Here is a 14063-nt window from a genome sequence, read left to right on the forward strand (position 1 = left end):
AACTGCAGATGCTGATCAAACTTCTTTCCGGCGATACGCCGCGCAGCGGTCTGCTTGCCGTGCTTCTGCTTGTCATCCTGATTTCGCTGGCCTTTGCTCCGTTTCTGTTTCCCGGCACCCGCTCGCTGGAAACGGCCGCAAAAATCTGCATCTTCATCGTCTTGGTGGCGAGCTATGACCTGCTTCTGGGCTATGCCGGCATCGTCTCTTTCGCACATACCATGTTCTTTGGGATCGGCGCCTACGGTACGGCACTGGCCTTGTCGACGACCGGCCCGACCTACGGGTCCATGATCTGGGGCACGGCCGCAGGGGCCATTGTTGCAGCAGTTTTTGCACTCGCGATCGGTCTGTTTTCCCTGCGGGTCAAAGCGATTTTCTTCGCCATGGTCACTCTTGCCATTGCCAGCGCCTTCGCCGTTCTGGTGTCGCAACTTTCCTGGTTGACCGGCGGTGAAGACGGTTTGAATTACAGCATTCCACGTGAGTTCAAACCGGCCTTCAAACTTGTCGATGAAAAGATTTTCGACGTGCGCATCAATGGCAAGCTGCTGCTCTACTATCTTGTTTTCTTCGCCTCGCTGATCCTTTTTTTGACTATGCTGCGGATTGTGAATTCACCTTTTGGCCGGACGCTCAAGGCTGTGCGTGACAATGCTTTCCGGGCGGAAGCCATCGGCTATCGTGTCGTTTGGTACCGGACCACCGCAACGGTCTTGTCGGCGGTTATGGCCGCACTGGCTGGGTCTTTGCTCGCAATTTGGTTGCGGTACACAGGCCCGGCGACGACGCTGTCGATGGAAATCATGATCGACATCCTGCTGATGGTTGTGATCGGCGGTATGGGAACGCTATATGGGGCCGTCATTGGAGCTACGATCTTCATTCTGGCTCAGACCTATTTGCAGAATCTTATGGGTGTCGCTGCAGAGGCCACCAGCGCCATTCCCCTTGTTTCCACACTCGTCGCTCCAGAACGGTGGTTGTTGTGGCTCGGTGTTTTGTTCATTCTTTCCGTCTATTTCTTCCCGTCCGGAATTGTGGGGCGCTTGAGGGCAGGGCGTACGTGACGGAATCAGGACTTTTTATTCGCGATGAAGGTGCCGGTCGGCCGATTGTTTTTGTTCATGGCTGGTCGTGCCCCGGCATGTTCTTCAATCGGCAGGTTGCTGACCTGAAGGCGCGGGCCCGCTGCATTGTTCCCGATCTTCCAGGGCATGGGGCCACCGGGGATCGTGTGCCGTGCACCATCGAGGCGGCGGCAGACGCCATCCACACCTATTTGAGCGAACAGGATCTTCAAGACGTTGTCCTATGCGGCTGGTCCATGGGGGCGCTCGTTTCCTATGCGCTCATCGAGCGGCACGGCGCGGACCGGATCGGCTCCATGATTGCCATCGATATGTCACCGAAGGTTTTGAACGATGCGGGCTGGCATAACGGAACACGCAGCGGTTTGACCGCCGGCCAGAATACCCATTTTATCAACACGATCACCGCCGACTGGCAGCGTCTACCGCGCCGGATCGCACGGCGCATGTTTGCAGCTGACAGCGAACCGTGCCCGGGCTTGTTGGACTATGCGAGCGGAGAAATCGCAAAAGCCAATCCGGTTTTGCTGAAGGACATGTGGATGTCGCTGACGGCCCTCGATTTCCGGGGGCTGCTCAGAACCTTTCCCGTCCCGTTTCACCTGGCGGCCGGGGCAAAAAGCCAGCTTTACAGTCCGGAGGTTCATCGGTGGCATCGCGAAAACGTCCCGGACTTTCAGCTCACCCTGTTCGACCACTCCGGCCACGCGCCGCATCTGGAAGAGCCGGAGAAGTTCCAGGCCTTGGTTTTGGGTGAATTGAATCGGTAACGCGGCATCTTCGGCCATTCCCGTATGGCACGGGGTTAAGGCCTGTTGGCGTGGCTTTGGCTGCGACTCTTGCCCGGTGCTCTTGAAACAAGTAGGCCTCGGAACACGTCCGGGGTGACGATTGTGGGCTTGGCAATTTCGTGCCTTCTCCTTCCGCGGTCATCCCCGCCGTGTACGGGGATCCAATCCAGCGATCCGTATCGGCATAGGAAAGTTTGAGCCCGCAGCCGGACTGCTTGTGTCAAAGCATTGGCATAAAGGAGAGAAACGTGGCTATCACCCCTTACCCACATCCTCGACATAGACCAGGGCGCGGCCCTGGCAGATGCGGGTGCCGTTGGCGGTCTCGCAAACGGTTTCAAGGTCCACCAGATGTTTCTCAGGTCGAAGGCGGGTGATGGTGACCGAAGCTGTGAGTTCTTCACCAACCGGCGCGGGCATCAGGAACTCAAGGCTCTGCTTGAGATAATTCGTGCCTCGGCCGGGCAATTTGACGCCGAGGAGATAGGAAAAGAGACCACCGATCAGTGGGCCGGGAACAGTCTCGGGCGCAACTGATTTTGGGCCGGCAAGGGCAGCAAAATCCGCCATGTCGGTAACCGTGTAGGACCGTTTGATCTCGTCGCGTTGACCGACTTCAAACATCACGCGCCTCCGTCAGTTCGCAGCTTCCGGACAGGGTGACAGCCCCATCTGCTGTTCTTGAGATTTCAATCTGGATCTCTCCAGGCATTTCGGCAGTTTCGGAAAACTGCAGCGTCAGTTCTTCACCGGCATAGGACGGGTTGGGGAACATCAGGTTTTGCACCGCATGCGCGCGACCTGGGTAGAGCTCCTGCAAATGCCCGAAGACCCGGGTGTAGAGCAGCATACCGTGCGAGACCGTTCTGCCGAACCGCGTGCGCGCCGAGAAGTCCGGATCAACATGGATCGGATTGTCGTCGCCAGAGAGTTTTGCAAAGGCATCGAATTCGGCCTGGGTTGGCGTCCAGGTGAAGGTTGCCGTTACCGGTGCTTTGTCAATCAGGCTCATCGCTCAGGCCTCCTCGGATTATTTTTGAAGAAAACTGTCTTTGAGTATGTTTTTGCGGACCTTGCCAGCGGCCGTGCGTGGCAAATCGTCAGAAACGGTGAAGGTTTTCGGGATTTTGTAAGGGGCAAGATGATCCCGGCACCAGCCGGGTAGGGCTGTGGTGTCGATCTCCTCGCCCGGACGGGGCACCAGGAAAGCCGCGCCAACCTCGCCCCATTTCTCGTCCGGAACGCCGATAACGACAGCTTCCAGAATGGCCGGATGAGCATCCAGAACCTTTTCGACCTCGGCCGGGTAAACATTCTCGCCGCCGGAGATGTACATGTCCTTGATCCGGTCGACGATGTAGTAGTAGCCGTCATCATCCCTGCGGGCGATGTCACCGGACTTCAGCCAGCCATCAACGGTGAAGGTCGCAAGGGTTGCTTCCTTATTGTCCATGTAGCCGGGTGTGATATTGGGACCGCGAAATTGAACCTCGCCTTCGCCCGCACCGTTAATGACAGTGCCATCTGAAGACTGCAGGCGGACATCGGTCATAATCTGGGCCTTGCCAACGGAGCCGATCTTGTCTGCAGCTTTGCCCTTATCCATCAGGAAGACGGTTGGACCGGTTTCTGTCATGCCCATGCCGTTGCAGATCGTGACACCACGTTTTTGAAAGTCGACCAGAAGGTGCTTTGGAACGGGTGCGCCGCCGCAGCCGAGTGAGCGCACTTTTGAAAAATCCGAACTGGCGACGGTGTTGGCCAGTGCAAGGGCCTGGTAAATTGCCGGAACGCCGAAGAACGCGGTAACCTTGCCCGTATTCACCAGGTCAAGCACAACATCGGGGTCAAACTTGCGCAGCACCGTCGAAGACCCACCATTCAGAAAGATCGGCAACGTCGGCAGATTGATCCCGGCCGTATGAAACAGCGGCAGGAAGTTGACGCCTGTTTCGTGCGTGCTGAGGCCGGTCGCCTGGCAGTAGTTGATCATGTTGGCGGTGGCCATGCCGGAAGTTTGGATAACCGCCTTGGGCAGACCTGTGGTTCCGGACGTGTACAGCAGATACCAGGGCGCGCTTGCCTTGATGGCGGCTTCGTTGGGTGCGGAAGGTGTAGTGCCCTCAAGATATTGATTGAGCGCGCTCTTGCCATCGTCATTCGCGCCGACCGGAACCAGCTCCAGACCAGTGTTAGCTGCAAGGCCTTGTGCGGCCACGGCGAAGGCGTCGTCGTGAAACAGAACCTTGGACTTGGAGGCATGTAAAACTTGTTGGAGTTCGGCGACGGGCTGGCGCCAGTTGAGCGGCACCAACAATACTCCGGACTTCTGAGCGGCAAACAGCAGAACAAAGAAATCGGGATGATTGTGACAAAGCACCGCCATCCGATCGCCACGTGACAAGCCATTTTCGAGCAGGCGGTTGGCCAGCTGATTTGCGCGAACATTGATATCGGAAAATGTGTAGGCGAGCCCGCTGTCATGATCTGTAAAGGCCAATGCGTCAGGCGTCAGTTCCGCCCGCTTGGCGGCCATATCGGTCAAGAACTCCATGTGTCCTCCCAACACTTGGATCCTGGTCAGCATTGGAGCTGAAACTCAGGCGCTTTGTTTTGTAAACTCTTGCATGCCGGCGAGCGTTTCCGGTCTGGCGATCAGGACGAGAAACCTGGCCTTTTCCCGATCAAGCCGTTCTTTCACGAGTTGCCGGCGCGGTTCATCCCAAACGTTTTGGCGCGTCGCGACATGGGTCTGAGGGAACCGGCGAGAAATCCCGGTGACCCATTCTGCGATCTTCGGTTCGACATCGGATGGGGCACAAACATTGGTCGCCAGTCCAAAACGCTGTGCTTCTTCTGCTGAGATCCGCGTGTTGAGGTACTGAATTTCCAGTGCTTTGGCAGTGCCGATCTTTTCGGGCATCAAAGCCGTCCAGCCGCCATCCGGGGCAAAACCAACTTCAGAATAGTATGGCTGAATGAATGCAGTTTTCGACAGCGCCACCATGTCCGCCGCCAGCACCAAGCCGGTTGAACCGCCAGTGACCGGGCCGCCCACGGCTGCCAGAACCGGTGATGAAAAAGCAATAAGAGACAGGATTATATCATGCAGGGAGCCGACCAGTTTATCCGCATAAGACACCAGCTGGTCTTGTGATCCAGCATGGTCGAGGAAGCCGTTGATGTCGCCGCCAGTCGAAAAACTGCGGCCTCTTGCTGAGAGCACGAGCGCTGCGGGTTTCTTTGCTTCAGCCAGTCTGATTTCTGCAAAAAGCTCATCCAACAGCGGCTGGGTGAGTGCGTTGTGGCGCGCAGGCCTGTTCAGGTAGAGCCATATGGCACCATCTTTGTGCTCGGTATCTACCAAGGTCATGGCTTAAGGCCGTTGGCGATCAGATCATGGGCGCTGTCGACAAGCTCAGGAATGGTTTTCTGAGTGTTGAAGACCACCAGTTGCTCTCCGAGCGCCCGGGCAATTCCCATAAGAGCCCACGCCCGGGTTTCCGCATCACCCTCCGAAATCTGACCCTTTTTGACGGCGGCTGTCAGGCCAACCCGATATCCGGAGGCGAATTTCGCGTAATACTCGCGGTATGCGGCTGGATCAACGAACAGGGCTTCCTGGACGATTTTATAGAGGTTTGGATGTGCCCGCACGAATCTCAAGAATGCGGTCAGGCCGGCTTTTTCAACGTTCAGATGGTCCGTCAGCGTTGATGTCGATTCGGAAATCGAGTGACGTACGAGCCGGCCCATTTCCAAGACCAATTCCGAGAAGACCTGCTCCTTGGTTTTAAAATAGATGTAAAAGGTCCCTTGGGCGACACCAGCCTCGCTGGTAATGTGACCGATGGAGGCGTCGTTGTATCCCTTCTCTCCAATGACCCGTTCTGCCGCTGCCAGGATGGCGCGCCTGGTGGCTTCACCGCGTGCGGTTTTAGGCTGCGGGTTCGCAGCTTTTGCGCTCGTTTTCACGGACGCTTGCTTATTCGGTGCGGCGGTGTTTCCCATGGATCAATTCCGGCTGCTTAAAACATGAACCAGTATTCATGTTTTGCAGTAATCTGCAAGCGATAATCTCAGGGACTACGGATACGTGGGTTGGACTCGTCGGCAATCTTCAGCCTATGGCGTATCGCCGCAGAGTCGTTTTTGATTTTTGTCATGGAACTAAGTTTGATATTCAGTTTTGAATGAATATAAGGTGAGCCTCTGGCCCAAACGAGCCGGATCGCCTTTTTGAAGAACGTCCGCGCAGCCCAGACGCAGGCTGATGTGGAAATGAATGAGCAGCCGGGGCTGGACCTGGCGGATTGAGGGAGCCGCACCATGGACGTGAATGCGTACCTGGAAGATCGACTGAGCAAACTCCATGTTAATGGCAATTACCGCGTGTTTGCGGATCTGGAGCGACATTCAGGCGATTTCCCGAAGGCAACGCGTTACCGCGAAGATGGATCAACCCAAGAAGTGACCGTCTGGTGCTCAAATGACTACCTTGGCATGGGGCAGCACGAGAAGGTGACAAACGCCATGCAGGACGTGCTTTCAAAGTGCGGCGCTGGCGCAGGTGGGACACGCAACATTTCCGGCACCAATCACTATCACGTCCTCTTGGAAAAAGAGCTGGCGGACCTCCATGCAAAGGACGCGGCGCTTATCTTTACTTCCGGCTATGTGTCGAATTGGGCAGCGCTTGGAACGCTTGCATCAGAAGTTCCGGGAATGATCGTCTATTCCGACGCGCTCAATCATGCGTCCATGATCGAAGGCATTCGCCACGCCCGCTGCGAAAAGCGGATCTTCAAGCACAATGATGTCGCCGACCTTGAGCGTCTCATGGCGGCTGATGATCCGAATGCACCGAAGCTGGTGGCATTCGAGAGCGTTTATTCCATGGATGGTGACATTGCACCGATCAAGAAAATCTGTGACGTCGCCGACAAGTTCGGGGCCATGACCTACCTTGATGAAGTTCATGCCGTCGGCATGTACGGTCCGCGCGGTGGTGGCGTTGCAGAACAAGAAGGCCTCATGGACCGGTTGACCATCATCGAGGGAACACTTGGTAAGGCTTTCGGCGTAATGGGTGGTTACATCACCGGTTCCAAGACCGTGGTTGACTTTATTCGCTCGTTTGCATCCGGTTTCATCTTTACGACTGCTTTGCCGCCGGCTCTTGCAGCTGGGGCCGCTGCTTCGATCAAACACCTGAAAGCAAGCCCGTTCGAGCGCAAGGCGCACAAGGACCGGGTCGCTCAAGTTCGCGCAGCGCTCGACAAAAGCGGCATTCCGCATATGGACAACCCTAGCCATATTGTCCCGGTGATGGTGGGCGATGCGAAGAAGTGCAAATGGATCTCGGACATCTTGCTGGATAGCTACGGTATCTATGTCCAGCCGATCAACTATCCGACCGTGCCGGTCGGCACGGAGCGCCTGCGTTTTACGCCGACGCCACTGCACACTGCAGATGACATAGAGCGTCTTGTAAATGCGATCAACGATCTTTGGTCACAGTGCGCTCTGGCACGGGCAGTCGCCTGATCTCAGGACCTGTTTTTTAGTCGACATGGAATCTACTTGGAATTTCTCAAGAACGGCGCGGGTTGACCCGCAAGGTTCTTGAGGAACCCGTTGGCTATTCCCATTTGCCGCCGCGCTTTGCCTGACCGGAAGCTGGCAACATAGACCAGCAGTTTGCCGAGTATTTTCAGGAACGTAATCCACCGGTTTCCAAGCCGCATTTTGTCCATCAAATAGCCCCACGACCAGCCGAAGGAAATGTCCTTGATCCGGTTGGCCGAGACGGTATTTCCTGAAGACCCATCTCCGATGTGCTTGGCGCTGGCGTCAGCCACAAAGCGCATTGGTTGGTTTAGTTTTCGGAATCGGAGCGAAAGCTCATCATCTTCAAAATATAAGAAGATATTTGTGTCGAAGCCGCCATGTTGAATGAATGGCTTTCTCCGCACCAGCAACACAGCGCCGCTGACGGTATCCACGTTCTGATCTGTTGATGGGGGAACGCGGTTTTTCACCCGCGGATCAAACCGTGTTTCGTAGCGAAAGAACTCGCTGCCGTCCGGTTTGAAAATTCTCGGAATGAAAAGACTGCAATCAGTTTGTCGATCAGCTGCGTCCAAGAGGACCTGAATGGCCTTGGTTGAAATCTGCACATCCGGATTGGCGATCAATACGAACTCGGTATTGATCCTATCAAGACCTGCCATAATCGCGTTGGCGTATCCGACGTTCTGGTCGAGGTTCAGTACCTCATAGCCAAGAGCTTGAGCGTTGGCGGGAGTGTCGTCGCTGCTGGCATTGTCGACGGCGAGTGTCACGAGCTCATCCGCCGGGATACGTGAGTACTCAAGCACGTCCGCGCTGTTAAAGGTCACAATCAAACGTGTGACTGTCGTGAGGTCTCGCGGTGACGCCATCAGATTTGTTTACACTTCTTTCCAGGTGATCCCGGACGCGGCAAAGCTCAGCAAGTATCCGTGTATCTGGACCATGATTTCTTATGTTTGAACCTGTGCCAGCATGTCGTCGAACATTTTTTCCAGTTCGACCAGATCGACTTCGGTGCTGGCGGTGAACGTCCGGCCTTCCGGGTTCTTCGTAAGCGTCGAGCGATAACAGAAGCCAAACTCGCGAGCCATCATTGCATAATGCGGAGAGCCCATGCTCGGACTGAAGAGCTCGATAACGCCTGTTGGTTTTCCGGCGCGGAAAATCATATTGGTCAAGGCAGCCCCGTGAGCACCGGCAATAATGGGCGCCTTCGCAAACCTGTTTGCCTGTTCCTTAAGGGTCATCGTTGCCGGGTCGAGCACCTCAAAACCAGCTTTCTCGGCAAGGCGTGAGACCTCGTCCTGATTTCGAAACAACCGGCCATTGGGGGCCGTGCTGCTCCGTATCGTGAAGACTGGCCTGTCAGACTGTTCAGAGGTTTCATCGATTTCATCCCTGAACGCGCCGGCAATCCACGTCATCGTGTCCGCGTTACAGAAAAATGGCAGCGCCAGATATGCCTGATCGACCTTTACGATCTCACGCCGACCTTGAACGACAACATCGCGTCCAAAGAACGCGCCGAGTTCCTGAGCCTGACGAAAAAACGGGGTGTTGGCTGATGTTGCATTTACAAGAAAGGGGATCGAGCGCGGCAAGCCGAACTGTTCCACCAGCCAAACCTTGTTCATGATGAACATGAAAAAGTGGAAATAGTTATCGCCGAATACGTGATGAAGCACGATAGCTTCTGGAAGTTGGCGACCGGGTGATTTCCTATGGGCAAAAAAGAGCGGACTGCGCTCGCGTTCCGGCAAATCACTGGTTTTCCAGATCACGCGCCCTTGGTGAAACAGGACACCAATCTTGGGGTCGACTGAACAGGGGGCCAGCGCTTTGTAAAGGCCTTCCCTTTCTGTCGCGCCTTTTCGTTCTTCTGCCCACGCTCTTGCTTGTTCAGGCATTGGGGCGACCGTTTCAAAACAGAAAGGGTCACTTGTGCGCTCAAGTAAAGGCTGTAGAAAATCTGAACGGGGACGTGCCGGCAAGAGTGAGTCGCACAGCCGGAGCAATGGTTTTCTTAAGCGGTGGTATTGATCGCGAAACGGATAATTCATTTTGCCGGCCGCATTTTTGCGTTTTCTCGGAAAGCCATTTTCGCAGTGAAAGCAAAATACTGGTGGCGGCCAGTCTAGCCGCCGACGAGAGATCGCTAGCTACCACACACAGTTTCCAGTGACAATTTCTTTCGATCGGAAACGGGAGAACGCCGCAAACTCTGCCTGATTTTTTGTGGGACAGAAATCCAAATAGCGCGCGGGTGATATGCCAATTAACCCAACGGCAATTGGCGGAGTTTACGATTACGGCCTCGAGGAGTTCGCCTATGCCGTACAGCATCGTAGTGATCCTGATGCTTTTTCTGGGAATGCAGCCTGCAGAAGCGATGGATTGTCCGGGCAATGTTGCCGCGATTTCAGACGCAGAATTGAACGCTGCAGTCATTCCCAAGACTCAAGCTATTTATCAGCACCTCGGATGTGAACTAAAGCTAGTTAAACTGCCCGGACGGCGTGGTATTTTGGCGTTCAATTCAGGCAGAGTTGATGGTGAGTTGTTTCGCGTTACGATTATTGAAAAGCTTTATCAGACTGCATTTGTCCGCTCACAATATCCTCTGTTGCAGACGCAACAGGGAGTGTGGGTCGCACCTACGCATTTCCTAGAAAATGGTGATCTGATCGGCTATGTCATCGGCCGCAGATGGCAGGAGGAGTTCGCAGAACACAACAGCGGGCAGTATCGCTTTGTGGAGTATTCAGCGGCAAGTGACATGCGGCGTGACTACAGCGCTGGTCATCTCGACGGTTTTCTCGGCGCGTCATTGACGATTGATGAGCTCATGAAAAGTGAGAAACTATCTGAACGCCCAGAGTTGGCGCTCAAAATCAGTCTCGTTAAAGTCTACCATTATCTGGATAAGCGTTACGCGAGATTCATGTCGGAATTCGACCGTTTGTTGCAGTCTTGTTCCGAAGAGTGCCAATACTCGCAAGTCTGTCAGCACGATGCGTGTAACTACAATTGACCGTGACCGGTTTTTGTCTGCCGATCTGTCGCCCAAAACTCTCAATACGCTTTGTCGTGGCCTCAGTACGGCATTTGCTCAAGACTTGTTCTGAGGCGCCGGCATTAATTGCCTTCGACGATCCTCACTTTGTCAGGCCAAAACGCGTAGTGGTTTTTCAGCTGGAGGCTCATCTCAAGCGGTGTCTTATAGACCCAGCCAATCTCATCTCCGCCAATGGCCACGTAGCTCGCATCTCCTTTAATCGGGCAATGGGTCGATTTGCTAAGCTCAGAGAAGGGCGATTGGAGGCTGGTTTCCGGCACATAGATGACCGGATCATAAACGCCTCTACCGACCTCCATCACACGAATGGCATTTGTTGTATCGGCAAGCAGGGTTTCGCCTGCAAACACGCGTATCTTCCGCATGACCGGTTTGATGACCATCAGATGGTTGGGATCTTCCGGATTTCGAATGGCATCCACAAAGGCAGGTGATTGAAGTACTGGATCCACTGTCATGATCAATCCTGCGATAGAGGGGTATGTGGCGGTGCCTTGGGTGGTTGCAATAACGATCGAAACTCTGGTTTTCCTCCAATCTATACCACCACTAGATCCGAAGTGGTCCTTTTCCAGCCAAGCACAGCTTGCAATTCATTCAGCTTTTGCGCTCAAAAGAGCTCCCGACCTTTTCGCCTTGGAGACAGAATATGGCTGCCAACCCCCAGGAGTTGTTACGTGCTCTCTTTGAGCGCGCCGTTGAGGTTGCTGATCCGATGAAGAGCCTTGCGAGCGAGTTGCCTGATAAACCTGATGGCAGGGTTGTTGTGATCGGTGCTGGAAAAGCGTCCGCACGGATGGCAGAGGCCGTTGAAGCAGAATGGGGGGCGTGTGAAGGGTTGGTCATCACTCGCTATGGCTATGGGCGCCCCACAAGGGGCATTGAGATTGTCGAGGCTGCGCACCCGGTGCCTGACAAGGCCGGGCAGGACGCGACGAAACGCATGCTGGAGTTGCTATCCGATCTTGACGGGGATGATTTCGTTCTTGCCCTCATTTCCGGTGGTGCATCTGCTCTTTTGACCGCACCGGCAGGAGCCATCAGTCTTGAAGAGAAACAGGCGGTGAATCAGGCGCTGCTCGCATCCGGCGCACCTATTGGTCAAATGAACGTTGTTCGCAAGCACCTGAGCCGGGTAAAGGGGGGGCAGCTTGCTGCAGCTGCTTATCCAGCAAAGATGGTAGCGATGCTTCTGTCCGATGTTCCAGGAGATGACCCAGCCGAGATCGGGTCCGGGCCAACGGTCGGGGATGGAAGTACTCCAGAAGATGCCCGCCAAATTCTTGCCCGATGGAACATAGAAGTACCGGTTTCTGTTTCTGAGGTCCTCTCCGGGAAGACCGGAGTTTTGCCGCCGGACCATGAAAGTCTAGGCCGAGTGACGAATACTATTTTTGCCGCGCCCTCGCAGTCCTTGGAAGCTGCGAGTAGCCTTGCAGAGAAAGCTGGATGCGATGTCGAGATCCTTGGTGATGCCTTGGAAGGCGAGGCACGAGATGTCGCCGCAACACATGCGGACCTTGCCCTGCAAAGGCAAAAGGAACGTGGAGCATCAGAGCGGCCGTTGATCCTGTTGTCGGGAGGAGAATTGACTGTTACGCGGCGCGGCGACGGGATCGGAGGTCCCAATGCAGAATACGCACTTGCCTTGGCAAATTCGCTTACAGGCGCGGCAGGTGTCCATGCGATTGCTTGCGATACGGACGGTGTCGACGGTGCGGCCGAAGTGGCCGGTGCGATTATTGGCCCTGATACCCCTTCCGAAGCCGCGGCGACTGGCGTGTCGATGAGCGACGCGCTTGAACGGAATGATGCCCATGAGTTTTTCAGAGCAATTGGTAATCAGGTTGTGACCGGGCCAACACTGACGAATGTGAATGATTTCCGTGCAATTTACATCGATGGAGTGTGAGGCATGCTGCAACACTGTGTTCTGTTGTCGCTGAAGGATCCGGACAATCTGTCAGTGCTGGATGAACCGATGGCGCTGATTTCAGGGCTAGTTGATAAGCTGTCTGGAGTGCTTTCAGTTACACATGGTCCGAACCTGGATCTGGAGGGCAAATCGAAACCGTTTCAATATGGATTCATTGTCACGGTTAGCAGTGAAGCTGTTCTTGCCGACTATGCGCCGCATCCTGATCATCAAAAGGCCGCCGCAATGTTGATCGCTGCTTGCGAAGGTGGTGCAAACGGCATTCTCGTGGCCGATATTTTCTGTGGCTGATGGAAACGCTGGATCGCCAATCTCCTTCTAAGTCACAGAGAGGTAACTCCTTTTTGCTATTCAGGCGGGACAAGGTGTAAAACATCTCGAAAGACTGGGTGAAAAGGAGGCCGCGTGTCTGAAGTTACAATTACTCGGGCAGTGCGAATGCCGGACCAATTCCGCATCGCGCGGTTTTTGTCCAATCCGAAGCTGGGTCCGCGGCTTTTGTTCTTCAGCGGCGGCTCCGCGCTGAATGATGTTTCGAGGTGCCTGAAACGGTACACGCACAACTCCATACACCTTGTGACGCCTTTTGATTCCGGAGGCAGTTCACAAGGGTTGCGGCTTGCATTCAACATGCCAGCGATCGGTGATCTCAGAAGCCGTTTGATGGCTCTTGCGGATGAGACCGTTCTTGGTCAGCCTGATGTGTTCCGGCTATTCACACATCGGTTTTCCAAAGAGTCTGGGCAAGAGGAATTGGCAGGTGATCTGGAGGCGATGATTGCCGGCATTCATCCGCTCGTTGCAGTCGTTGAACAACCAATGCGGACGCTTATTCAAAATCAGCTGCGGACGTTTCAGGAGGGGTGCCCGCCAACGTTTGATTTGCGCGGCGCAAGCATCGGCAATCTTATTCTTGCCGGTGGCTATCTCAACCAAAACAAACAGCTGGAACCAATTATTTTCCTGGTCGCAAAACTTGTTGGCGTCCTCGGCCATGTTAAGGCCGTTTCTGATGACAATCTGCATCTGGCAGCCAAGCTCGCGACTGGCGACATTGTCGTCGGACAGCACCTTCTGACAGGCAAAGAACAAGCGCCGCTGACGTCGCCGATTGAGGAGATTTTTCTGAACAGAAGCTTGCAGACCCGGGAGCCGGCGGTATCCGTGTTCCCGGAGCGCAATACGGCTTTGGTGCAGTCTGCGGATCTCATTTGCTATTCTCCAGGCAGCCTTTACACAAGCCTGATTGCCAGCCTGTTGCCTCGGGGTGTTGGCCGCGCTGTTGCTAGCCGCACCGTTCCCAAAGTGTATGTGCCCAGTTTGGGTCATGATCCGGAAGCGCCTGGAATGACGCTTGAAGATCGCGTTCAAGTATTGCTTGCTTATCTTCGAAAAGATGCCGGTAGCGATTGCCCGGTAGAGCGGCTGTTGAATTTTGTCGTAACGGATCAAGGTACGGAAGAAGATGATATCGCGGCAGTGGAGCAACTTGGCATTACCGTTTTGCGGCTGGATCTGATATCCAGCAAATCAGATCCTTATTACGACCCAGTGCCGCTCTGCGAAGCGCTGGTGTCCCTGACTTGACCGATAAA

The 14063-nt window shown here is 54.7% G+C and carries 15 protein-coding genes; 7 read left to right on the plus strand and 8 right to left on the minus strand.

Translation table 11 applies throughout. From position 1 onward, the window contains the following. Positions 1–8 precede the first annotated feature (8 nt). Positions 9–1070: a branched-chain amino acid ABC transporter permease gene (locus SADFL11_RS21430; protein WP_008193260.1), complete on the plus strand. Its 1062-nt coding sequence runs from the start codon at positions 9–11 to the stop codon at positions 1068–1070. Continuing rightward, complete coding sequence (locus SADFL11_RS21435) at positions 1067–1861, plus strand: alpha/beta fold hydrolase (protein WP_008191960.1); 795 nt, start codon at positions 1067–1069, stop codon at positions 1859–1861. Before SADFL11_RS21430 ends, SADFL11_RS21435 begins: the two co-directional genes overlap by 4 nt. Positions 1862–2137: 276 nt before the next feature. Here SADFL11_RS21435 and SADFL11_RS21440 read toward each other — a convergent pair whose 3' ends face one another. The 5 genes from SADFL11_RS21440 to SADFL11_RS21460 are packed head-to-tail and all read right to left on the minus strand — an operon-like array spanning position 2138 to position 5857. Then, the gene (locus SADFL11_RS21440) at positions 2138–2506 is read right to left on the minus strand and encodes a hotdog family protein (RefSeq protein WP_008193609.1); all 369 of its coding nucleotides are present in this window, start codon (positions 2504–2506) and stop codon (positions 2138–2140) included. Next, positions 2499–2894 (minus strand): MaoC/PaaZ C-terminal domain-containing protein, encoded by a 396-nt coding sequence (locus tag SADFL11_RS21445; RefSeq protein WP_008196160.1) that lies wholly within the window; start codon positions 2892–2894, stop codon positions 2499–2501. Before SADFL11_RS21445 ends, SADFL11_RS21440 begins: the two co-directional genes overlap by 8 nt. Positions 2895–2912: 18 nt before the next feature. Further along, positions 2913–4436 carry an AMP-binding protein gene (locus tag SADFL11_RS21450; protein WP_040451000.1) on the minus strand — a complete coding sequence of 508 codons (1524 nt, stop codon included), beginning with the start codon at positions 4434–4436 and terminating at the stop codon, positions 2913–2915. A gap of 45 nt (positions 4437–4481) precedes the next feature. Further along, on the minus strand, positions 4482–5255 hold the full coding sequence (locus SADFL11_RS21455) for an enoyl-CoA hydratase/isomerase family protein (protein WP_008194767.1): 774 nt from the start codon (positions 5253–5255) through the stop codon (positions 4482–4484). Then, a complete protein-coding gene (locus tag SADFL11_RS21460) occupies positions 5252–5857 on the minus strand; it encodes a TetR/AcrR family transcriptional regulator (protein WP_040452539.1) in 606 nt (201 codons plus the stop codon). The genes SADFL11_RS21455 and SADFL11_RS21460 overlap by 4 nt, the downstream gene beginning before the upstream one ends. Before the next feature lie 354 nt (positions 5858–6211). Here SADFL11_RS21460 and hemA point away from each other — a divergent pair, with 354 nt between their 5' ends. Next, positions 6212–7429: a 5-aminolevulinate synthase gene (hemA, locus tag SADFL11_RS21465; RefSeq protein WP_008188948.1), complete on the plus strand. Its 1218-nt coding sequence runs from the start codon at positions 6212–6214 to the stop codon at positions 7427–7429. Between the two features lie 32 nt (positions 7430–7461). Here the strand turns inward: hemA and SADFL11_RS21470 are convergent, their stop codons facing one another. Continuing rightward, positions 7462–8325: a glycosyltransferase family 2 protein gene (locus SADFL11_RS21470; RefSeq protein WP_040450999.1), complete on the minus strand. Its 864-nt coding sequence runs from the start codon at positions 8323–8325 to the stop codon at positions 7462–7464. Positions 8326–8406: 81 nt separating this feature from the next. Next, positions 8407–9363 carry a glycosyltransferase family 61 protein gene (locus SADFL11_RS21475; RefSeq protein ID WP_008193770.1) on the minus strand — a complete coding sequence of 319 codons (957 nt, stop codon included), beginning with the start codon at positions 9361–9363 and terminating at the stop codon, positions 8407–8409. A gap of 422 nt (positions 9364–9785) precedes the next feature. On the opposite strand from SADFL11_RS21475, the gene SADFL11_RS21480 reads away from it, so the two are divergent. Continuing rightward, positions 9786–10487: an ABC transporter substrate-binding protein gene (locus SADFL11_RS21480; RefSeq protein WP_040450997.1), complete on the plus strand. Its 702-nt coding sequence runs from the start codon at positions 9786–9788 to the stop codon at positions 10485–10487. Positions 10488–10591: 104 nt separating this feature from the next. Here SADFL11_RS21480 and SADFL11_RS21485 read toward each other — a convergent pair whose 3' ends face one another. Beyond that, positions 10592–10990 (minus strand): DUF427 domain-containing protein, encoded by a 399-nt coding sequence (locus SADFL11_RS21485; protein WP_134853105.1) that lies wholly within the window; start codon positions 10988–10990, stop codon positions 10592–10594. Positions 10991–11181: 191 nt separating this feature from the next. On the opposite strand from SADFL11_RS21485, the gene SADFL11_RS21490 reads away from it, so the two are divergent. The 3 genes from SADFL11_RS21490 (at position 11182) to SADFL11_RS21500 (ending at position 14055) form a co-directional block, all read left to right on the plus strand. Further along, positions 11182–12444 carry a glycerate kinase type-2 family protein gene (locus SADFL11_RS21490; protein WP_040450996.1) on the plus strand — a complete coding sequence of 421 codons (1263 nt, stop codon included), beginning with the start codon at positions 11182–11184 and terminating at the stop codon, positions 12442–12444. 3 nt (positions 12445–12447) lie between these two features. Beyond that, positions 12448–12759 (plus strand): Dabb family protein, encoded by a 312-nt coding sequence (locus SADFL11_RS21495; protein ID WP_008194043.1) that lies wholly within the window; start codon positions 12448–12450, stop codon positions 12757–12759. Between the two features lie 114 nt (positions 12760–12873). Continuing rightward, complete coding sequence (locus SADFL11_RS21500; RefSeq protein ID WP_040450995.1) at positions 12874–14055, plus strand: GAK system CofD-like protein; 1182 nt, start codon at positions 12874–12876, stop codon at positions 14053–14055. Positions 14056–14063 lie beyond the last annotated feature (8 nt).

This window comes from Roseibium alexandrii DFL-11 (genome assembly GCF_000158095.2).
Lineage (GTDB): Bacteria > Pseudomonadota > Alphaproteobacteria > Rhizobiales > Stappiaceae > Roseibium > Roseibium alexandrii.

Coding starts and splice junctions, on each gene's coding strand:
- SADFL11_RS21485 (WP_134853105.1), bottom strand. CDS start 10,990: ATGACAGTGGATCCAGTACTTCAATCACCTGCCTTTGTGGATGCCATT.
- SADFL11_RS21475 (WP_008193770.1), bottom strand. CDS start 9,363: ATGCCTGAACAAGCAAGAGCGTGGGCAGAAGAACGAAAAGGCGCGACA.
- SADFL11_RS21445 (WP_008196160.1), bottom strand. CDS start 2,894: ATGAGCCTGATTGACAAAGCACCGGTAACGGCAACCTTCACCTGGACG.
- SADFL11_RS21495 (WP_008194043.1), top strand. CDS start 12,448: ATGCTGCAACACTGTGTTCTGTTGTCGCTGAAGGATCCGGACAATCTG.
- SADFL11_RS21440 (WP_008193609.1), bottom strand. CDS start 2,506: ATGTTTGAAGTCGGTCAACGCGACGAGATCAAACGGTCCTACACGGTT.
- SADFL11_RS21470 (WP_040450999.1), bottom strand. CDS start 8,325: ATGGCGTCACCGCGAGACCTCACGACAGTCACACGTTTGATTGTGACC.
- SADFL11_RS21480 (WP_040450997.1), top strand. CDS start 9,786: ATGCCGTACAGCATCGTAGTGATCCTGATGCTTTTTCTGGGAATGCAG.
- hemA (WP_008188948.1), top strand. CDS start 6,212: ATGGACGTGAATGCGTACCTGGAAGATCGACTGAGCAAACTCCATGTT.
- SADFL11_RS21455 (WP_008194767.1), bottom strand. CDS start 5,255: ATGACCTTGGTAGATACCGAGCACAAAGATGGTGCCATATGGCTCTAC.
- SADFL11_RS21430 (WP_008193260.1), top strand. CDS start 9: ATGCTGATCAAACTTCTTTCCGGCGATACGCCGCGCAGCGGTCTGCTT.
- SADFL11_RS21450 (WP_040451000.1), bottom strand. CDS start 4,436: ATGGAGTTCTTGACCGATATGGCCGCCAAGCGGGCGGAACTGACGCCT.
- SADFL11_RS21490 (WP_040450996.1), top strand. CDS start 11,182: ATGGCTGCCAACCCCCAGGAGTTGTTACGTGCTCTCTTTGAGCGCGCC.